Origin of the sequence: Fulvimonas sp. R45 (genome assembly GCF_030504985.1) — a bacterium.
Lineage (GTDB): Bacteria > Pseudomonadota > Gammaproteobacteria > Xanthomonadales > Rhodanobacteraceae > Rhodanobacter_A.
The window spans coordinates 157,475-176,334 of sequence record NZ_JASERU010000005.1; the positions used below are offsets into that span (position 1 = coordinate 157,475).

Annotated in this window: 16 protein-coding genes and 1 pseudogene; 12 read left to right on the forward strand and 5 right to left on the reverse strand. The window is 71.0% G+C overall.

Going from position 1 to position 18,860, the window contains the following annotated elements:
- Positions 1 to 151 precede the first annotated feature (151 nt).
- From QMK61_RS06625 to QMK61_RS06655, 7 genes and pseudogenes are all read left to right on the forward strand, one after another.
- Positions 152 to 751 (forward strand): aminodeoxychorismate/anthranilate synthase component II, encoded by a 600-nt coding sequence (locus QMK61_RS06625; protein WP_302071338.1) that lies wholly within the window; start codon positions 152 to 154, stop codon positions 749 to 751.
- Complete coding sequence (gene trpD / locus QMK61_RS06630) at positions 748 to 1,800, forward strand: anthranilate phosphoribosyltransferase (RefSeq protein ID WP_302071339.1); 1,053 nt, start codon at positions 748 to 750, stop codon at positions 1,798 to 1,800. The genes QMK61_RS06625 and trpD overlap by 4 nt, the downstream gene beginning before the upstream one ends.
- 55 nt (positions 1,801 to 1,855) lie before the next feature.
- Positions 1,856 to 2,650 (forward strand): indole-3-glycerol phosphate synthase TrpC, encoded by a 795-nt coding sequence (gene trpC, locus QMK61_RS06635; RefSeq protein WP_302071341.1) that lies wholly within the window; start codon positions 1,856 to 1,858, stop codon positions 2,648 to 2,650.
- 10 nt (positions 2,651 to 2,660) lie between these two features.
- Positions 2,661 to 3,359, forward strand: coding sequence for an HAD family hydrolase (locus tag QMK61_RS06640; protein ID WP_302071343.1), 699 nt, complete (start codon positions 2,661 to 2,663; stop codon positions 3,357 to 3,359).
- Positions 3,360 to 3,437: 78 nt separating this feature from the next.
- Complete coding sequence (locus QMK61_RS06645) at positions 3,438 to 4,427, forward strand: helix-turn-helix domain-containing GNAT family N-acetyltransferase (RefSeq protein ID WP_302071344.1); 990 nt, start codon at positions 3,438 to 3,440, stop codon at positions 4,425 to 4,427.
- A gap of 112 nt (positions 4,428 to 4,539) precedes the next feature.
- Positions 4,540 to 5,335 (forward strand): IS5 family transposase gene (locus QMK61_RS06650; protein ID WP_302071345.1). Its coding sequence is split into 2 segments (ribosomal slippage): positions 4,540 to 4,802 and positions 4,801 to 5,335, totalling 798 coding nucleotides; the frame shifts between segments, so codons are not numbered across the junction.
- 8 nt (positions 5,336 to 5,343) lie between these two features.
- Positions 5,344 to 5,652, forward strand: a pseudogene (locus QMK61_RS06655) (transposase); the annotation flags it as partial.
- Positions 5,653 to 5,757: 105 nt separating this feature from the next.
- Here QMK61_RS06655 and QMK61_RS06660 read toward each other — a convergent pair.
- Entirely contained in the window at positions 5,758 to 8,040 is a 2,283-nt protein-coding gene (locus QMK61_RS06660; protein ID WP_302071461.1) for a DNA translocase FtsK, read from the reverse strand.
- A gap of 304 nt (positions 8,041 to 8,344) precedes the next feature.
- On the opposite strand from QMK61_RS06660, the gene trxB reads away from it, so the two are divergent.
- The 3 genes from trxB (at position 8,345) to aat (ending at position 11,239) form a co-directional block, all read left to right on the forward strand.
- The gene (gene trxB / locus QMK61_RS06665; protein WP_302071346.1) at positions 8,345 to 9,310 is read left to right on the forward strand and encodes a thioredoxin-disulfide reductase; all 966 of its coding nucleotides are present in this window, start codon (positions 8,345 to 8,347) and stop codon (positions 9,308 to 9,310) included.
- 64 nt (positions 9,311 to 9,374) lie between these two features.
- The gene (locus QMK61_RS06670) at positions 9,375 to 10,514 is read left to right on the forward strand and encodes a GNAT family N-acetyltransferase (protein ID WP_302071347.1); all 1,140 of its coding nucleotides are present in this window, start codon (positions 9,375 to 9,377) and stop codon (positions 10,512 to 10,514) included.
- Positions 10,511 to 11,239 (forward strand): leucyl/phenylalanyl-tRNA--protein transferase, encoded by a 729-nt coding sequence (gene aat / locus QMK61_RS06675; protein ID WP_302071349.1) that lies wholly within the window; start codon positions 10,511 to 10,513, stop codon positions 11,237 to 11,239. Before QMK61_RS06670 ends, aat begins: the two co-directional genes overlap by 4 nt.
- A gap of 190 nt (positions 11,240 to 11,429) precedes the next feature.
- Here aat and QMK61_RS06680 read toward each other — a convergent pair whose 3' ends face one another.
- From QMK61_RS06680 to QMK61_RS06695, 4 genes are all read right to left on the reverse strand, one after another.
- Positions 11,430 to 12,239, reverse strand: coding sequence for an HD domain-containing phosphohydrolase (locus QMK61_RS06680; RefSeq protein WP_302071350.1), 810 nt, complete (start codon positions 12,237 to 12,239; stop codon positions 11,430 to 11,432).
- A 117-nt stretch (positions 12,240 to 12,356) separates the two neighbouring features.
- Positions 12,357 to 12,485: a hypothetical protein gene (locus tag QMK61_RS06685; RefSeq protein ID WP_302071351.1), complete on the reverse strand. Its 129-nt coding sequence runs from the start codon at positions 12,483 to 12,485 to the stop codon at positions 12,357 to 12,359.
- Between the two features lie 7 nt (positions 12,486 to 12,492).
- Positions 12,493 to 13,752: a flavodoxin-dependent (E)-4-hydroxy-3-methylbut-2-enyl-diphosphate synthase gene (gene ispG, locus QMK61_RS06690; RefSeq protein WP_302071352.1), complete on the reverse strand. Its 1,260-nt coding sequence runs from the start codon at positions 13,750 to 13,752 to the stop codon at positions 12,493 to 12,495.
- Between the two features lie 89 nt (positions 13,753 to 13,841).
- Positions 13,842 to 15,779, reverse strand: coding sequence for an acetyl-CoA hydrolase/transferase C-terminal domain-containing protein (locus tag QMK61_RS06695; protein WP_302071353.1), 1,938 nt, complete (start codon positions 15,777 to 15,779; stop codon positions 13,842 to 13,844).
- Between the two features lie 74 nt (positions 15,780 to 15,853).
- Here QMK61_RS06695 and QMK61_RS06700 point away from each other — a divergent pair, with 74 nt between their 5' ends.
- Together QMK61_RS06700 and xseA are read left to right on the forward strand one after the other, a co-directional pair.
- Entirely contained in the window at positions 15,854 to 17,311 is a 1,458-nt protein-coding gene (locus tag QMK61_RS06700) for a phospholipase D-like domain-containing protein (RefSeq protein ID WP_302071462.1), read from the forward strand.
- Between the two features lie 189 nt (positions 17,312 to 17,500).
- Positions 17,501 to 18,853 (forward strand): exodeoxyribonuclease VII large subunit, encoded by a 1,353-nt coding sequence (xseA, locus tag QMK61_RS06705; RefSeq protein WP_302071354.1) that lies wholly within the window; start codon positions 17,501 to 17,503, stop codon positions 18,851 to 18,853.
- Positions 18,854 to 18,860: the final 7 nt, after the last annotated feature.

An 18,860-nucleotide genomic window follows, 5' to 3' on the forward strand; every position in this document is an offset into this window, starting at 1 on the left:
GTTCGTTTGGCAGCCGTGGGATACGTGCAAGAATGCTTGCCTGGCGCCGGTTGGCCGTCTACTTGGGTATCCAGCAAAATTGCGGGTATTCATGCGGGTCGGAGCGATGTATCCATCAATGTTCTAAGTAAAACAGGTAGATAGGTCTTTTATGCTCCTGATGATCGACAACTACGACAGCTTCACCTACAACCTCGTGCAGTACCTCGGCGAGCTGGGGCAGGCGGTCAAGGTGGTGCGCAACGACGCGCTGGACGTGGCCGGCATCCGCGCGCTGCAGCCCTCGCACGTCATGATCTCGCCGGGGCCGGGCACGCCGGACGATGCGGGCGTGTCGCTGGCGGTGCTGCGCGAGCTGTCGGACGGGATCCCGGTGTTCGGCGTGTGCCTGGGCCACCAGGCGATCGGCCAGGCCTTCGGCGGCAGGGTGGTCCGTGCCAAGCGGATCATGCACGGCAAGACCTCGCCGGTGCGCCATCGCGGGCAGGGCGTGTTCGCCGGGCTGCCCGACCCGTTCGAGGCCACGCGCTACCACTCGCTGGTGGTGGAGCAGTCGTCCCTGCCGGATTGCCTGGAAGTGACGGCGTGGACGGAGAACCCCGACGGCTCGATCGACGAGATCATGGGCCTGCGCCACAAGACGTTGCCGGTCGAGGGCGTGCAGTTCCACCCCGAGTCCATCCTCACCCAGCACGGCCACGACATGCTGGCCAACTTCCTCGGCCTGCCGCGGCGGAAGCTGGCGGCATGAGCGCGCGCGCGATCACCATCACGCCGCAGGAGGCGCTGCAGCGCACGATCGAGCACCGCGAAATCTTCCACGACGAGATGATCGCGCTGATGCGCCAGATCATGCGCGGCGAGGTGAGCCCGCTGATGACCGCGGCGATCGTCACCGGCCTGCGCGTGAAGAAGGAGACGGTGGGCGAGATCACCGGCGCGGCGCGCGTGATGCGCGAGCTGTCGGCCACGGTGGCCGTGCCGCCGCATCCGCATTTCCTGGATATCGTGGGCACCGGCGGCGACGGCGCCTCCAGCTTCAACATCTCCACCGCCTCGATGTTCGCGGCGGCGGCGGCGGGGGCGCGCATCGCCAAGCACGGCGGGCGCAGCGTGTCGTCGAAGTCCGGCAGCGCCGACGTGCTGGAGGCGCTGGGCGCGTGCATCGACCTCGGGCCCGCCCAGGTGGCGGCGTGCCTGGAGGAGACCGGCATCGGCTTCATGTTCGCGCCTAACCACCATCCCGCGATGAAGGTGGTGGCGCCGGTGCGCAAGGAGATGGGTGTGCGCACCCTGTTCAACATCCTTGGGCCCCTGACCAACCCGGCCGGCGCGCCGAACATCCTGATGGGCGTGTTCCATCCCGACCTGGTCGGCATCCAGGTGCGCGTGCTGCAGCAGCTCGGCGCGCGGCACGCGCTGGTGGTGTGGGGCCGCGACGGCATGGACGAGATCTCGCTCGGCGCGGCCACCCTGGTCGGCGAGCTGAAGGACGGCGTGGTGCGCGAGTACGAGATCGAGCCGGAGGACTTCGGCCTGGCGATGGCTTCCAGCCGCAACCTGCGGGTGGAGAACGTCGACGAATCGAAGGCGATGCTGCTGGAGGCGCTGGACGGCCGCCGCGGCGTGCCGCACGACATCGTCTGCCTCAACGCCGGCGCGGCGCTGTACGCGGCCAACGTGGCCGAGTCGATCGACGAGGGCATCGAGCGCGCGCGGCAGGCGATTGCCAGCGGCGCCGCGCGTGAGAAAATGGCCGCGTTCGTGGCTGCCACGCGCCGGCTGGCCGACGCCGGTTAAGATGGGCCGCGACTTCCCCGCCGTTTTTCATATTCCCGACTGCCGGTAGCGCCCCATGACCGACATTCTCAATCGCATACTTGCGCGCAAGGCCGAGGAGATCGCCGAGCGCAGCGCACGGCTGCCGCTGGCGGAGCTGTCGGCACGGGTCGCCGGCCTGGAGCCCACGCGCGGCTTCGCCGCCGCCATCGAGGCGAAGGTCGACGCCGGCCAGCCGGCGGTGATTGCGGAGATCAAGAAGGCCAGCCCGAGCAAGGGCGTGATCCGCCCCGAGTTCGATCCGGCGGCGATTGCCCGCAGCTACGAGAAGGGCGGCGCGGCCTGCCTGTCCGTGCTCACCGACAAGGACTTCTTCCACGGCAGCGAGGACTTCCTGCGCCAGGCCCGCGACGCCTGCACGCTGCCGGTGCTGCGCAAGGATTTCGTGATCGACCCGTACCAGGTATACGAGGCGCGTGCGATCGGCGCGGACTGCATCCTGCTGATCGTGGCCGCGCTGGGCGATGCCGCCCTGCTGGAGCTGTCGCTGCTGGCCGCGGAACTCGACCTCGACGTGCTGTGCGAGGTGCACGACGCCGAGGAACTGGAGCGCGCGCTGGCCCTGCCGGTGCCGCTGGTCGGGGTGAACAACCGCAACCTGCGCACCTTCGAGACCACGCTGGACACCTCGCTCGAGCTGCAGGCACTGATGGAATACGACCGCATCATGGTCACCGAGTCCGGCATCCGCACCGCCGAGGACGTGGCGATGCTGCGCGACGCCGGCATCCACGCCTTCCTGGTCGGCGAGGCGTTCATGCGCGCCGACGACCCGGGCCGCGAGTTGAAGCGGCTGTTCGCCACGCGCTGATCGTCGAGTCATGGACACAGGGGTTCTTCCGCCGCCGCAGCCTGCGGATGGCGACGTCGCCGCGCCGGCCGTGGCGTTGTTCGATTTCGACGGCGTGCTGGTGCACGGCGACGCGTTCGCGCTGTTCGTGCGCGAACGCTACGCACGCTCGCTGCCGCGCAAGGCGCTGGCGCTGCTGTGCATGCCGTGGCTATTGCTGGTGCTGCCGTTCTCGCGCCGCCGCGTGCTGCGCGCGCTGGTGCACCTGGCCCTGCTCGGCGTGGGCGAGGCGCGCTACCGCGCGCTGGCGCAGGCCTTCGCCGCGTCGCTGGTGCGCCGTCCGCGGCAGTTCTGCCGCGACGGCCTGCAGGCGCTGCGCCGGCACCAGGCGGCCGGCGACCGCGTGATCGTGGTGACCGGCTGCGAGGATGCGCTGGTGCGCGGCATCCTGGCCGAACTGGGCTTGGGCGAGGTCGAGGTGCTCGCTTCGCGTCTGCGCCCGACCTGGCTGGGCATGCGGCAGCAGTGGCACAACGTGGGCCGGCGCAAGGTGGAATCGCTGGCGCGCCACGGCGTGGCGGCATGGGGGCTGACCTACGGCGATTCGCTGTACGACGTGGCGATGCTGAAGCAGGCCGCCGAGCCGGTGCTGGTGAATGCCACGCCGAAGCTGTGCAAGCGGGTGGAGAAGGCGCTGGGGCGCAGCGTGCGCCGGGTGGAGTGGTACTGAGCGGAACGTGGGCGGTGCACTTGCGCCGCCGGTGTCGCGGAATTACGTTAGTGCTAACGTAATTCGTGGAACCCATCCATGTACCTCGCCTCCCTCGCCGAGCTGGCGCTCGGCAGCCGGCTCAAGGCGCTCAGCGACCAGTTCTACGCGGCGGCCGACGAGGTCTACCGCGAATGCGGCGCGCCGATCGAGTCGCGCTGGTTCCCGGTGATGCGCTACCTGTGGGAACGCGGTGCGGTCCCGGTGACCGAGGTGGCTGCGGCGATCGGCCAGACCCATTCGGCGGTCAGCCAGCTGTGCGGGCCGCTGGCGCGCGCCGGCCTGCTGGCCCGGCAAGCCGACCCCGGCGACGGGCGTCGCAGCCTGTTGTCGCTCACCGCCCGGGGGCGCGCGGCGATGGCCGGGATGGGGCGCACCTGGTGCGCCGTGCGGCGCGGCGTGGCGGCTTCGCTGGGATCGCAGGCGGAGACCCTGCTGGCGGCACTGGCGCAGGCCGAGGCGGCGCTGCGCGAACGGCCGCTGGCGCCGGCGATCCTGGCCGAGCATGCCGCGCTGATGGGCGCCGAACTGGAGATCGTGCCGTTCGAGCCGGCGCTGCGCGGGCACTTCCGCCGGCTCAACCTGCAGTGGCTGGAACGGGATTTCGTGGTGGAGGACGTCGACCGCGCCATGCTGGACGAGCCGGAGCGGGTGGTGCTGGCGCCGGGCGGGGCGATCTTCTTCGCGCGGCTGGCCGGCGAGGTGGTCGGCACCTGCGCGCTGCTGCAGGAATCGCCGGGCGTGTACGAGCTGTCCAAGATGGGCGTGGACGAAAGCTTCCGCGGCCTCGGCGCCGGCCGCTGCCTGCTGGACGCCGCCATTGCCGAGTTCCGCCGCCGGCGGGGCGGCACGCTGTTCCTGGAATCCAGCAGCAAGCTGCGCCCGGCGCTGCACATGTACGAGCAGGCAGGTTTCGTGCTGCAGCCGGGCGTGCGGCCCGGCTCGCACTACGCGCGCGCCGACGTGTACATGGTCTATGCGCCGCCGGTGGCCGCGAAGCCGCGGCGGAAGCGGAAGCCGGCGTCCTGAGAGCCTGTTCAAAGTCTCGTCGAAATCCAGGAAGCTAGCGGGATGAGAGCCCGTTACCCCAGTGATCTAAGAGCCTGTTCAAAGTCTCGTCGAAATCCAGGAAGCTAGCGGGATGAGAGCCCGTTACCCCAGTGATCTAAGTCGAGAGCAGTTCAAGGCCGTGGAGCCGCTGCTGGAAAGTGCACGCAAGAAGACAGCGCCGCGCAAAGTGGATCTGTATGACGTGTTCTGTGCGGTGTTGTACCTGCTGCGCACGGGGTGTCAGTGGCGGGCGTTGCCTAGCGACTTCCCCAAATGGCGCACGGTGCATGCGTACTTCCAGATCTGGAGCGACGTGGACAAGGAGGGGGTGAGCCTGCTGGAGCGGGCGCTCAAAAAATCAGGTTGGCGCGGCCCGCGCGCGACAGGGGCGCAACGCCTCAAGCACGTTCTTGATCGTGGACGCGCAGAGCGTGAAGAACAGCGACACGGCCGGTCAGAAGGGCTATGACGCGGGCAAGAAGGTCTCGGGGATCAAGCGGCACATTGCCGTGGACACGCAAGGTTTGCCGCATGCGATCGCCGTGACGACCGCCGAGGTAACCGATCGCCGGGGCGCCTTACAGGCATTCGAGCATTGCAAGGCCGGTCTGGGCCAGGTGCGAAGCGTGCTGGCCGACAGCGGCTATGTGGGTCGCCCCTTCGCCCAAGGCACCCAGGCGATCCTGGGCGAGCACGTCACGGTGCAGATCGCCAAGCGCAGCGAGCTGCACACCTTCAAGGTCATGCCCCAACGCTGGGTGGTCGAGCGCAGCTTCGCCTGGCTGGAAAAGCATCGGCGGTTATGGAAGAACGCCGAACGTCACCTCAATACCAGCCGACAGTTCATCCACCTGGCCTTCCTGACCCTGCTCCTCAGGAGACTTTGAACAGGCTCTTACAGGCATTCGAGCATTGCAAGGCCGGTCTGGGCCAGGTGCGAAGCGTGCTGGCCGACAGCGGCTATGTGGGTCGCCCCTTCGCCCAAGGCACCCAGGCGATCCTGGGCGAGCACGTCACGGTGCAGATCGCCAAGCGCAGCGAGCTGCACACCTTCAAGGTCATGCCCCAACGCTGGGTGGTCGAGCGCAGCTTCGCCTGGCTGGAAAAGCATCGGCGGTTATGGAAGAACGCCGAACGTCACCTCAATACCAGCCGACAGTTCATCCACCTGGCCTTCCTGACCCTGCTCCTCAGGAGACTTTGAACAGGCTCTGAGAGGGAGTTAAGGGTGCGGCTCTGTTTGCGGGCTTGTCGCGGGGTTGGCCCCTCACCCCAACCCTCTCCCCGAAGGGGGGAGGGAGCAAAGCGCTCAGCCCTTGGGCGGTGGCGGCGCCAGCACTTCGCGGTTGCCGTTGTGCTGCGGGGCGCTGACCACGCCGTCCTGCTCCATCTGCTCGATCAGCCGGGCGGCGCGGTTGTAGCCGATGCGCAGATGCCTTTGCACACCCGAGATCGAGGCGCGGCGGGTCTGGGTGACGATGGCCACGGCCTTGTCGTAGAGCTGGGTATCGGCGTCGCCGCCCTCCTCGCCGTCCTGCGGCAGGCCGGCATCGTTGATGAACTTGCCGTCGGCGGTGGCCTGCACTTCCTCCAGCACGCCCTCGATGTACTGCGGCGCGCCCTGCGCCTTGAGCCAGGCCACCACGTTGTGCACCTCGTGGTCGTCCACGAAGGCGCCGTGCACGCGCTCCGGCGTGGCGGTACCGGGCGGCAGGTAGAGCATGTCGCCATGGCCGAGCAGCGCTTCCGCCCCGGACTGATCGAGGATCGTGCGCGAGTCGATCTTGCTCGACACCTGGAACGCGATGCGGGTGGGGATGTTGGCCTTGATCAGGCCGGTGATCACGTCCACCGACGGGCGCTGCGTGGCCAGCACCAGGTGCACGCCGGCGGCGCGCGCCTTCTGGGCGAGGCGGGCGATCAGCTCCTCCACCTTCTTGCCCACGATCATCATCATGTCGGCGAACTCGTCGATGATGATCACGATGTAGGGCAGCGGCTCCAGCGGCTCCGCGGCGAGGTTGGGCATCTCGGGGTTGGGTCGGAACAGCGGGTCCAGCAGCGGCTGGCCGGCGTTCTCGGCGTCCTTCACCTTCTTGTTGAAGCCGCCGAGGTTGCGCACGCCCACCGCGGCCATCAGCTTGTAGCGGCGCTCCATCTCGGCCACGCACCAGCGCAGCGCGTTGGCGGCTTCCTTCATGTCGGTGACGACCGGCGCCAGCAGGTGCGGGATGCCCTCGTAGACCGAGAGCTCCAGCATCTTCGGGTCGATCATGATCATGCGCACGTCTTTCGGGCTCGCCTTGTACAGCAGCGAGAGCACCATCGCGTTCACCGCGACCGACTTGCCCGAACCGGTGGTGCCGGCCACCAGCAGGTGCGGCATCTTGGCGAGGTCCGTCACCACCGGCTTGCCGCCGATGTCCTTGCCCAGCGCCAGCGCCAGCGGCGACTTGGTCTGGTCGTAGCGGTCCGAGCGCAGGATCTCGGACAGGTACACGATCTGCTTCTTGGTGTTGGGGATCTCCAGGCCGATCACGTTCTTGCCCGGGATCACGTCCACCACGCGCACGCTGACCACGGACAGGCCGCGCGCGATGTCCTTGTCCAGGCTGGACACCTGCGAGCCGCGCACGCCGGCGGCCGGCTCCAGCTCGAAGCGGGTGATCACCGGGCCGGGATAGACGCCGACCACCTTGGCCTCGATGCGGAAGTCCTTGAGCTTCAGCTCGACCTGGCGCGACAGCACCTCCAGGGTTTCCTCCGAGTAGCCCGGACCCTGCTCCGGCGCCTCGTCGAGCAGCGACAGCGGCGGCAGCTCGCCCGGCGCGGAGGCGCCGGTGAACAGCGGGATCTGGGTCTCCACGCGGGCGCGCTCGCTGCGCGCCACCGGGGCGGCGGGCGCCTCGATGCGCACCGGCTCGCGCTTGGCCTGCTTCACCGCCTCGACCTTCTTCACCACCTCGCGTTCGGCCCGCGCCTGGCGCGCGGCCAGCAGGTCCGGCGTACGGCGCAGCCGGCCGCCGAGCCAGGCCACGGCGCGCAGCACGCCCTGACCGGTCCAGTCCATCACCCGGAACCACGACAGACCCGTGGCCAGCGTCACCGCCACCAGGAACACCGCCAGCAGCAGCAGCGGCGCGCCCTCGTTGCCGAAGGCGTGGCGCATGCCGTTGCTCACCGCACGGCCGATCACGCCGCCGGCACCTTCCGGCGGCATCATGCTGTCGGGAAAATTGAGCGTGCACAGCGCCGGCGCGGTGACGAAGAAGAACACCGAACCGGCCAGGCGCAGCGAGGATTCCCACGGCTGCGCGTTGCGCACGCCGTGGTGGCGCAGCACCTGCACGCCGAGGAACAGCAGCAGCAGCGGGAAGCAGTACGCCACCCCGCCGAACAGGTAGCGCAACAGGTCCGCGATGTACGCGCCCACGGTCCCGCACAGGTTGTGCACGTGGCCGGACGAGCCCGCGTGCGACCAACCCGGGTCGTGCGCGTCGTAGCTGGCCACGCAGACCAGCAGGAACAGCGCCAGCGGCAGCAGCAGCAGCGCGCCGGCCTCGCGCAGGCGGCGCTTGAGCTCCTCGCTCAGGCCTGGCCGTTCCTTTGCTTTCTTTGCGTTCGCGCTACGCGGCACCGTGGTCGCTTTCCTCTGGAATCCGGGGCGATTAAAGCACGCCCGGCAAGGCCGGATGCACCCGTTTGCCGGCGCCCGCCTGAACGGATGCCGGGCGGAGGCGGCAACCGGGTCGTCGCGGCACGATCGATCGCCGCGCCTTGAATCGGCTGCCCGACTTCCCCATTCTTGCGGGCTCCGGCGACCCGGTCCGCGTAACCCTGCGCTGGCCGGGGACGAATGGCCAACCGGGCCAACCGCAAACTTCGGGATTATACGCATGACCACCACCGCCAAGCACAGCCGCCTGCTGATCCTCGGCTCCGGCCCCGCCGGCTACACTGCCGCCGTGTACGCCGCGCGCGCCAACCTCAAGCCGACCCTGATCACCGGCCTGCAGCAGGGTGGCCAGCTGATGACCACCACCGAGGTGGACAACTGGCCCGGCGACGTGGAAGGCCTGCAAGGCCCGGCGCTGATGCAGCGCATGGCCGAGCACGCCGAGCGTTTCCACACCGAGATGGTGTTCGACCACATCCACAGCGTGGACCTGAAGCAGCGCCCGTTCCGCCTCAAGGGCGACTCGGGCGAATACACCGCCGACGCGCTGGTCATCGCCACCGGCGCCACCGCCAAGTACCTCGGCATCGCCAGCGAGGAGAAGTTCAAGGGCAAGGGCGTGTCCGCCTGCGCCACCTGCGACGGCTTCTTCTTCCGCGAGCAGGAGGTGGTAGTGGTGGGCGGGGGCAACACCGCCGTGGAGGAGGCGCTGTACCTGTCCAACATCGCCAGCAAGGTCACCCTGGTGCATCGCCGCGACAAGCTGCGCGCGGAGAAGATCATGCAGGACAAGCTGTTCGAGAAGGCCGCCGCCGGCAGGATCGAGCTGGTGTGGAACCACACCGTGGACGAGGTGCTGGGCGACGACTCCGGCGTCACCGGGGTGCGCGTGAAGGACGTCGACTCCGGCGCCACCCGCGACATCGCCGCCACCGGCTTCTTCGTCGCCATCGGCCACACCCCGAACACCGGCATCTTCGAGGGCCAGCTGGAGATGCACGACGGCTACCTGAAGATCCACAGCGGCCAGAACGGCATGGCCACCCTGACCTCGGTGCCCGGCGTGTTCGCCGCCGGCGACGTGGCCGACCACGTCTACCGCCAGGCGATCACCTCGGCCGGTTTCGGCTGCATGGCCGCGCTGGACGCCGAACGCTGGCTGGAGCAGCAGACGCCGGCCGGCTGAACGCTTCGCCCCCGCCGCACCGGCATGCCGGAGCGGCGTCCTGGATAGCTGGCATCATCGTGCCGTGATCGAAGCACGCTTCCACGACCGCATCGCCGACGTGCCCGCCGCCGCCTGGGACGCCCTGCGTCCCGACGGCAACCCGTTCGTCTCGCACGCGTTCCTGCACGCACTAGAGCGCGACGGCTGCATTCGCCCCGAATGGGGCTGGCAGGCGCACCACCTCGGCCTGTACGAACGCGACCGGCTGCTCGCCGCGGCGCCGCTGTACCTGAAAGGCAACTCGCACGGCGAGTTCGTGTTCGACTGGAGCTGGGCCAGCGCCTGGGAACGCGCCGGCGGCGACTACTACCCCAAGCTGCTGTGCGGCGTGCCCTACTCGCCGGTGCCCGGCCCGCGCCTGCTGGCCGGCGCGGACGCGATGCAGGCGCCGGTGCTGCGCCGCGCCCTGGCCGAGGCGATGCGCGCGGAAACCGAACGGCTCGGTCTGTCCTCCGCGCACGCCAACTTCCTCGACGCCGCCGACGCGGAAGCCTTCGACGACGACTGGCTGGCCCGCTCCGACGTGCAGTTCCACTGGCACAACCGCGGCTGGAGGGACTTCGACGGCTTCCTCGCCGCGCTCAACCACAAGAAACGGAAGAACATCCGCCACGAGCGCGCGCGGGTCGCCGCCGCCGGCCTGCGCATCGAGTGGCGCGCCGGACACGAGCTGCGCCTGCACGAATGGCGGCGCATCCACGCCCTGTACGAGGCCACCTTCGACGCCAAGGGCAACCACGCCGCGCTCACCGCCACCTTCTTCAGCCGGCTCGGCGAGCTGGGTGACGCGGTGCAGCTCGCACTGGCGTCGGACGGCGAGGACATCGTGGCGATGGCGCTGTTCCTGCGCGGCGACGAAGCCTTGTACGGGCGCTACTGGGGCGCCACCGCCGACGTCCCCGGCCTGCATTTCGAGCTGTGCTACTACCGCGGCATCGAGTACGCCATCGCACAGGGCTTGCAGCGCTTCGAACCCGGCGCGCAGGGCGAGCACAAGCTGGCGCGCGGCTTCCTGCCGGTGCGCACGCATTCGCGGCACTACCTGGCCGACGAACGCTTCCGCGCCGCGGTGCGGGACGCGCTGGCGCGCGAAGCGCCCGCCATGCACGACTACGCCGCCGAACTGGCCGCGCACAGTCCCTACGCGGAACACCACCCATGATCCGCCTGCCCCGGCTCGAGGACGACGCGCCGGAACGCTTTCCCGACCCGTCCCGCGCGCTGGACGAACCCGACGGCCTGCTCGCCTTCGGCGGCGACCTTTCGCCGCGCCGCCTGCTGGCCGCCTATGCCCGTGGCATCTTCCCGTGGTACGGCGAGGGCCAGCCGATCCTGTGGTGGTCGCCCGACCCGCGCTGCGTGTTCCACACCGCCGCGCTGCGGCCCAATCGCAGCCTGCGCCGCCTGCTGGCGCGCCGGGACTGGCGGTTCAGCGTAGACCACGCCTTCCGCGACGTGGTCGAGGCCTGCGCCGCGCCGCGTGGTGGCGACGACGGCACCTGGATCGTGCCGGCGATGGCCGAGGCCTATGCCGGGCTGCATGCGCTGGGCCATGCGCACAGCGTGGAGGTATGGGACGGCGCGCGGCTGGCGGGCGGCATCTACGGCGTCGCCGTGGGTCGGCTGTTCTGCGGCGAATCGATGTTCAGCCGCGAGAGCGGCGGCTCGAAGGCGGCGCTGATGGCGCTGGCCGCGCTGCTGCGCGAGTGGGGCTTCCCGCTGCTCGACGCCCAGGTGGCCAATCCGCACCTGCTGTCACTCGGCGCTTGCGAGATGCCCCGCGCCGGCTTCCTCGCCCGGGTGCGCGAACTGGGTTCGCGGCCGGCCGGCAAAGAGGCCTGGCGCGACGGTGCTCCGCGGCCGCTGCGGGAATTCCTGCTGGGCTAGCCGCTCCGCCACCGTTCGCCCTGGCCAGGCTGGCCACGTGCTCCCCTGCCGTCCGCCTGCGCGTAGCACGGCACAAGCGAAGTCGAAGGCTGCCCAGTGCGCTCCGGCTTCGCCTCTGCGCGGCTGCGCTCCGCGTGAACGGTGACGGTCATGGACGGTGAAGAGGTGAACGGCCGGCGGCCGGAGCCTGTCACGCCGTGCCCGACGCCAATGCCTTCAGCTCGTCGAGGTGGGCGAGGAACAGCTCCACCAGCCGCGGATCGAGCTGGGTGCCGGCCACGCCACGCAGGTAGGCGATCACCTCCGGTTCGGGCCAAGCGGGCTTGTACACGCGGGGCTGGCTCAGCGCGTCCCACACGTCCACCACGCTGAAGATGCGCGCGGCCAACGGAATGGCCTCGCCGCGCAGGCCCTGCGGATAGCCGGTGCCGTCCCAGCGCTCGTGGTGGCTGTGGGGAATGTCGGCGGCACCGCACAGGAAGTCCACCCGCCGCAGCATGTCGCGCCCGATCACCGGATGCGTGCGCATCAGCGCGGTCTCCGCCTCGTCGAGCCGGCCCGGCTTGACCAGGATCGCGTCCGGCAGCGCCAGCTTGCCGATGTCGTGCAGCAGCGCGCCGAACTTCAGGTCGCGCAGCGCCCTGCCCTCGACGCCAGCCAGCTGCGCCAGTCCCACGGCCATGCGCATCACCCGCTCGGAATGGTCGCCGGTCTCCTTGTGGCGCGCATCCATCGCCTCCACCAGCACGCGCAGCGTCTGCTCGTTGCCGTCCAGCAGCATGCGGTTGGCCGCCGCGAGCCGGCGCACCGTATGCCCCATCATCGCGTACAGCAGCGCGCCCGTGCCCAGCACGAACACCCAGCCCTTGATGCTCTGCAACCAGGTGAGCCGGCGCGGATCGCGTACCAGCGCCTCGAGGGCGAGATCGGAAAACCAGATCCACAGCGCGGAAAGGGCGACATAGGCGCACGCCGTGCGCATCTGCGGGCTGATCGTCACACCGGGTTCCCCCTGCCTGCGCGCACCAAGCATGCGGGGCATTCTGCCATCGGGGGACACGCGCCGGCGTGCAGCGCGTCGCGATCCGCGCGACGCCGCACGGGCCTGGCCGGCCCGCTATCCGCCGCGGCCATCGCGGTTTCCGGCGGCCCCGGCGGCCAGCACGCACATCCATGGCGCGGCCCCGGCATGCCAGGCCTCCAGGATGTCCCGTTCGCGCGCGTCGTTGCCGGCGTCGCGGGCCATCGCGGCCTCAGCCCGCCCGGCTGGCGTACTTGCGGGCTACGTAGTCGTCGAGGAGGCCCACGAACTCGGCGGCGATGTTGTCGCCGCGCAGGGTCATCGCCTTCTCGCCGTCGATGAACACCGGCGCCGCCGGGGCCTCGCCGTTGCCCGGCAGCGAGATGCCGATGTTGGCGTGCCTGGATTCGCCCGGCCCATTCACCACGCAGCCCATCACCGCCAGGGTGAGGTTCTCCACGCCGTCGTACTTCACGCGCCATTCCGGCATCCTGGCGCGCACGTGTTCCTGCACCGCCTTGGCCAGCTCCTGGAAGAAGGTGCTGGTGGTGCGGCCGCAGCCCGGGCAGGCGGTGACCAGCGGCGTGAACGCGCGCAGGCCCATGGTCTGCAGCAGTTCCTGCGCCACCATCACCTCCGCCGTGCGCGACTGTCCCGGCTCGGGCGTGAGCGAGATGCGGATGGTGTCGCCGATGCCTTCCTGCAGCAGCACCGCCAGCGCGGCGCTCGAGGCGGTGATGCCCTTGGAGCCCATGCCTGCCTCGGTCAGGCCGAGGTGCAGCGCGTAGTCGCAGCGCGCGGCCAGATCGCGGTACACCGCGATCAGCTCCTGCACGCCGGAGACCTTGCACGAGAGGATGATGCGCTCGCGCGGCAGGCCCAACTGCTCCGCGCGCGCGGCCGAGTCCAGCGCGGAACGGATCAGCGCCTCGCGTGCCACCAGCGCGGCGTCCCACGGCACGGCGCGCCCCGCGTTCTCGTCCATCAGCGTGGCGACCATGCCCTGGTCCAGCGAGCCCCAGTTGGCGCCGATGCGCACCGGCTTGCCGTACTGGATCGCCTTCTCGATGATCGCGCCGAACTGCGCGTCCTTCTTCTTGCCGAAGCCCACATTGCCCGGATTGATGCGGTACTTCGCCAGCACCTCGGCGCAGGCCGGCTCGGCTTCCAGCAGTTGATGGCCGTTGTAGTGGAAATCGCCCACGATCGGCACGTCCACGCCCATCATCGCCAGCCGCTCGGCGATGCGCGGCACCGCCGCCGCCGCCGCCGGCGTGTTCACCGTGATGCGCACGATCTCCGAGCCGGCCCGGGCCAGTTCGGCGACCTGCTTCGCGGTGGAGACGGGGTCCTCGGTGCCGGTGTTGGTCATCGACTGCACGACGACCGGCGCGCCGCCGCCGACCAGCACCTTGCCGACGCGCACGCCGACGCTGGGGCGACGCGGCAGGGGCTCGGCCGGACGCGGTTGCTGCGGGGAGGTCTGGTTCATGGATCGACGGGGACGGCGGGAGCCAGCGGGCCTGGCGATGTGCCAAGGATACCCGATCGCCCGCCCGCCTTGGCCGGCGGCGCCGTGCCTCAGCGGCGCAGCGCGGCCAGCAACAGGCGGCGCAGCAGGCGCTCGCGCAGCGCTGCCGGCGCCTGCAGCCCCATCCGCGCCAGCGCCGCGTCCTCGCCGCCCACCGGCGCGCCGGGACGCGCCAGCGCGCGCAGCAGCGCCCACTTCCCGCGCCACGTCGCGCGGCGCGATTCCAGCCAGGCCAGCGCCGGCAGCAGCCCCTGCTCCACCTCGTCGAAATCGCTGCCGAACGGGAAGCGCGGCAGCAGCCCGCGCTTGCGCAGCGGCGCCAGCGACGCCTCGAGTCCCTGCGGCGTGTGCCGGCGCCAGGCGTCCGGGATGCGGAAGTCCAGCGACAGCTTGCCGTGCGCCTTGGCCTCGGCGGCCAGCGCGTCAAGGAAGCGCGCGTCGGCGATCGACAGCATCGCCTCCACGCACTCGCTGTCGCTCTTGCCGCGCAGGTCGGCCACGCCGTACTCGGTGACCACCAGGTCGCGCAGGTGGCGCGGGATGGTGGCCTGGCCGTAGTTCCAGCGGATGTTGGTCTGCACGCCGCCGTGGCCCTGGCGGGTGGCGCGCAGCATCAGCGCCGAGCGGCCGTCGGGCAGCTCGTGCGCCATCGCCACGAAGTTGTACTGGCCGCCGACGCCGCTGACCACGTGGCCGTCTTCCAGCGTGTCGGACACCGCGGCGCCGAGCAGGGTCGCCACCATGCAGGTGTTGAAGAAGCGCGCGCCGCGCCGCTGCAGCGCCGCCAGCGGCTGGTGGTCGCCGTAGAGCTGGTTGACGTTGGAGACGCGGCACATGTCGATGGCGTCGGGGTCAGCCGCCTCGGTGGCGGCGATCCACTCGTACAACTCGCGCGTGCCGAGGAAGAAGGCGCCGCGCAGGTAATGCCCGCCGGGCACGTCCGCCGGCAGGCGTCCGGCGGCCGCGGCACGCTCCAGCGCCATGTTGTCCCAGCTGCGGCGCTTGAGGATGCCGGCGCGCTGCAGGTGCATGAAGCCGTCCATCACCATCTCGCTGGCACCGTACAGGCCGACGGAGAACGGCCCCAGCCCGCCGAGGTGGGCGGCGACGGCGTGAGTGGCGCCGGTCGGGTCCAGCAGGCGCAGCGCCTCGCGCCAGGCGGGGTTGTCCTGCTGGCGCAGCAGCAGCGACTTCACCAGCGCGTCGGACAGCGCGCCGATGCCGATCTGCAGGCAGCCACCGTCTTTCACCAGCGCGCTGGCGTGCAGGCCCAGCGCGTATTCCGCGGTGCCCACCGGCTGCCGCGGCAGCGCGAACAGCGGCGGTGGCGCGTGCGGCGCCAGCTCGATGTCGAAGAAGTCCTCCGCCACCTCGGCATGGCCGCTCACGTACGGCAGGCCGGGATGCACCACCGCCACGCACAGCGGCCGCGGCTTGCCGGCCGCCTTCAGCCGGTCGAGGAAATCCAGCGTGAGGTCGGGGTTGCACGACAGGCTGTAGCGCACGCCGCCGGCCGTCCCGCGCCGCGCCACCAGTTGCACCACCAGGTTGATGTCCTGGTCCACCAGGTCGCGCGCCACGTGGGTGTAGTTCTGGCTGATGTAGCTGCGCTGCGCCCCGCCGGCGTGCAGCAGCGCGCCGGACTGCAGGTAGAACTCGTGCACCGCCACGTTGGGCGGCAGCGCGCCGCGCATCTGGTCCAGCGCGTACTGCGGGTCCGCGCAGTCGGTGCCGAAGTGGCGGTCGAGGAACGGCTGCAGGAAGCGCGCCTCCAGCCCCGGCCGCGGCTGCGGCCGGGTCAGCGACAGCGCGGTGTACAGCGTCATCGAGCGCCAGGTGTCGGCGCATACCATGGCATACAGCGCGTTGAGCAGGCCGTGCGGCTTGCCCAGCCCCAGCGGCGCGGCGATGCGCAGGTCCGCGCCCAGCCGTGCGGCGATCAGCCGCGCGCAGGCTTCGGTGTCGGTCAGGCGGTGGTCCGGCGACATGGGCCGATCATGCCAGAAGCGCCGTCCACGATGCCTGCACATGGGCGCCGGCGGCCATGTCCTACACTGCCGTCATGCCGCCCTCGCCGCTCACCGCGTCCTCGCCCTATCGCCTGCTGGCCGAACAGGCGCTCAGCCGCGCGGCCGGTGCACCGCTGCTGGGCGGCAACGCCGCGGAGCTGCTGATCGACGCCGAGGCGCACTACGCGGCCTGGCTCGCGGCCATCCGCGGCGCCCGGCGCAGCGTGCTGCTGGAGAACTACATCATCCGCGACGACGCGGTGGGACGCACCTTCCGCGATGCGCTGGCCGAACGCGCCCGCGCCGGCGTGTTCGTCGCCGTGGTGGCCGACTGGATGGGCTGCCTCGGCCAGTCGGGCGCCGCGTTCTGGCGCCCGCTGCGCGAGGCCGGCGGCGAGGTGCGCGTGTACAACCCGCCGCGGCTGGGGCTGTCCTTCGGATGGATCAGCCGCGACCATCGCAAGACCCTGGTGGTGGACGGCGAGCGCGGTTTCCTCTCCGGCGTGTGCATCAGCGCGAAATGGCTGGGCGACCCGCGGCGCGGCGTGCCGCCCTGGCGCGACACCGGCGTGGCGCTGCGCGGCCCGGTGGTGGCCGAGCTGGCCGCGGCCTTCGCCGATAGCTGGCGGCTGATCGGCGCGCCACTGCCGGAAGGTGTGCCGGCGGCCGCTTCGCCGGTGCCGGCCGGCGACGTCGCGTTGCGGCTGATCGCCACCCAGCCCGCCACCGCCGGCATGTACCGGCTCGACCAGTTGGTCGCTGCGATGGCGCGCCGGACGCTGTGGCTCACCGACGCCTACTTCGTGGGCGTGGCGCCCTACGTGCAGGCGCTGGCCTCGGCCGCGCGCGACGGCGTGGACGTGCGCCTGCTGGTGCCCGGCAGCAGCGACATCCCGGTGGTGGCCGGCCTGTCGCGCTCCGGCTACCGGCCGCTGCTGAAGGCCGGCGTGCGCGTGTTCGAATGGAACGGCTCGATGCTGCACGCCAAGACCGCCGTGGCCGACGGCCAGTGGGCGCGGGTGGGTTCGTCCAACCTCAACCTGGCCAGCTGGCTGGGCAACCGCGAGATCGACGTGGCGGTGGAAGACGCCGGCTTCGCCGGCCAGCTCGCGGCGCAGTACGAACGCGATCTGGAGAACGCCACCGAGATCGTGCTGTCGCCGCGGCGCCGGCACCGCGGCGAGAAGGTGCGCAGCAGCAGCGGGCAGCGTCCCGCCCGCCCGCACCGCGGCGGCGGCAGTTCCGGCCGCGCCGCTGCCGGTGCGCTGCGGCTGGCCAATTCGGTCGGTGCCGTCATCGCCGACCGCCGCGTGCTCGGCGACACCTCCACCACGCCGCTGGCGGCCAGCGTCGGGCTGCTGGCTGCGATCGCCGTGGTCGCCCTGCTGTGGCCCGCGATCGTCGCCTGGCCGCTGGCGGTGCTCGTGGCGTGGCTCGCGCTCAACCTGGGCGTGCGTGCCTGGCGGCAATACCGGCGCCAGCGCAGCCCGGCCGCGGACGAGCCGGACTGATCCTTTCCCGGGGACACGTGCCGTGAATGCGTCCGCGCTGGATCCGCTTCAGCGATTTCAACCACGGGCCGGTCGTGCAGGAATCCCGCTTCGGGCCCTCCCACGGCCGAGTCCGTGGATGAGAAAAAGCTTGCAGAGGCAGCCGCAAGCCGCTGTCCACCAAGCGATCCATGCTAGTCTCCGACGTCCATGCGCTCGCCCGACGACCAACCGGCCCCGCCGCGCCACATCCTCACCCCCAGCACGCTCAACGGGCTGGTGCGCGGGCTGCTGGAAGACGCCCTGCCGCTGGTGTGGATCGAGGGCGAGCTGTCCAACGTCTCGCGGCCGGCTTCCGGCCATCTCTACTTCACCCTGAAGGACAGCGCCGCGCAGGTGCGCTGCGCGATGTTCCGGCCCAAGAGCGGCTGGCTGAGGTTCCGCCCGGTCGACGGCATGCAGGTGCTGCTGCGCGCCCGGGTGGGGTTGTACGAACCGCGCGGCGAGTTCCAGCTGGTCGCCGAACACATGGAGCCGGCGGGCGAAGGCGCGCTGCAGCGCGAGTTCGAGCGCCTCAAGGCGCAGCTCGACGCCGAAGGCCTGTTCGACCCCGGGCGCAAGCGCGCCCTGCCCCGCTACGCGCGGCGCATCGGCGTGATCACCTCCGCCACCGGCGCGGCGGTGCGCGACGTGCTGAGCGTGCTGGCGCGCCGCTGGCCGCTGGCCGAGGTGGAGGTGCTGCCGGTGCCCGTGCAGGGTCGCGAGGCACCGCCCGCCATCGTGGCCATGCTGCGGAAGGCCTCCGCCAGCGGCCGCTATGACGCGTTGCTGCTGACCCGCGGCGGCGGTTCGCTGGAGGACCTGTGGGCCTTCAACGACGAGGCCGTGGCGCGCGCGGTGCATGCCAGCGCGGTGCCGGTGGTCAGCGCCGTGGGCCACGAAGTGGATTTCAGCATCGCCGACTTCGTCGCCGACCTGCGCGCGCCCACCCCGTCCGCCGCCGCCGAGCTGCTGGTGCCGGACGCCGAGGCGCTGGGCCGCCACCTGCGCCAGCTGCGGCAGCGCCTGGTCGTGCTGCAGCAGCGCCGGCTGCAGGGCCTCGGCCAGCGCGTCGACCACCTGCTCGCCCGACTGCAGGCGCAACGGCCGCAGGCGCGACTGGCGCGCGACCGCGAGCGGCTGGCCCATCTTCGCCGCCGCCTGCTCGGCGCGATGCGCGAGCGCCAGCAGCAGCGCCGCTCGCGGCTCGACAAGGCCCATGCCCGCCTGCTCGCCCAGCACCCGCGACAACGCCTGCAACTGCTGCGACGCCGCCTCGACGAGCAGGCCCGGCGGCTGCACCAGTGCGTGGAGCGGCGGCTGGAACGCGAACGCCTCACCTTGCGCCAGGCCGCCCGCGCCCTGCACGCGGTCAGCCCGCTCGCCACGCTGGAACGCGGCTACGCCATCCTGTTCGACGCCGAGGGCAAGGTGCTGCGCTCGGCCGGTGAGATCGCGCCAGGTTCGGCCGTGCGCGCGCGGCTCGCCGACGGCGAGCGCCGGCTGCACGCCGACACCGACTGAGCCACGC

What these genes read in the sequence shown, in the direction of transcription:
- QMK61_RS06625 (WP_302071338.1), top strand. Translation starts at nt 152, where the DNA reads ATGCTCCTGATGATCGACAACTACGACAGCTTCACCTACAACCTCGTG.
- trpD (WP_302071339.1), top strand. Translation starts at nt 748, where the DNA reads ATGAGCGCGCGCGCGATCACCATCACGCCGCAGGAGGCGCTGCAGCGC.
- trpC (WP_302071341.1), top strand. Translation starts at nt 1,856, where the DNA reads ATGACCGACATTCTCAATCGCATACTTGCGCGCAAGGCCGAGGAGATC.
- QMK61_RS06640 (WP_302071343.1), top strand. Translation starts at nt 2,661, where the DNA reads ATGGACACAGGGGTTCTTCCGCCGCCGCAGCCTGCGGATGGCGACGTC.
- QMK61_RS06645 (WP_302071344.1), top strand. Translation starts at nt 3,438, where the DNA reads ATGTACCTCGCCTCCCTCGCCGAGCTGGCGCTCGGCAGCCGGCTCAAG.
- trxB (WP_302071346.1), top strand. Translation starts at nt 8,345, where the DNA reads ATGACCACCACCGCCAAGCACAGCCGCCTGCTGATCCTCGGCTCCGGC.
- aat (WP_302071349.1), top strand. Translation starts at nt 10,511, where the DNA reads ATGATCCGCCTGCCCCGGCTCGAGGACGACGCGCCGGAACGCTTTCCC.
- QMK61_RS06685 (WP_302071351.1), bottom strand. Translation starts at nt 12,485, where the DNA reads ATGGCCCGCGACGCCGGCAACGACGCGCGCGAACGGGACATCCTGGAG.
- ispG (WP_302071352.1), bottom strand. Translation starts at nt 13,752, where the DNA reads ATGAACCAGACCTCCCCGCAGCAACCGCGTCCGGCCGAGCCCCTGCCG.
- QMK61_RS06695 (WP_302071353.1), bottom strand. Translation starts at nt 15,779, where the DNA reads ATGTCGCCGGACCACCGCCTGACCGACACCGAAGCCTGCGCGCGGCTG.
- QMK61_RS06700 (WP_302071462.1), top strand. Translation starts at nt 15,854, where the DNA reads ATGCCGCCCTCGCCGCTCACCGCGTCCTCGCCCTATCGCCTGCTGGCC.
- xseA (WP_302071354.1), top strand. Translation starts at nt 17,501, where the DNA reads ATGCGCTCGCCCGACGACCAACCGGCCCCGCCGCGCCACATCCTCACC.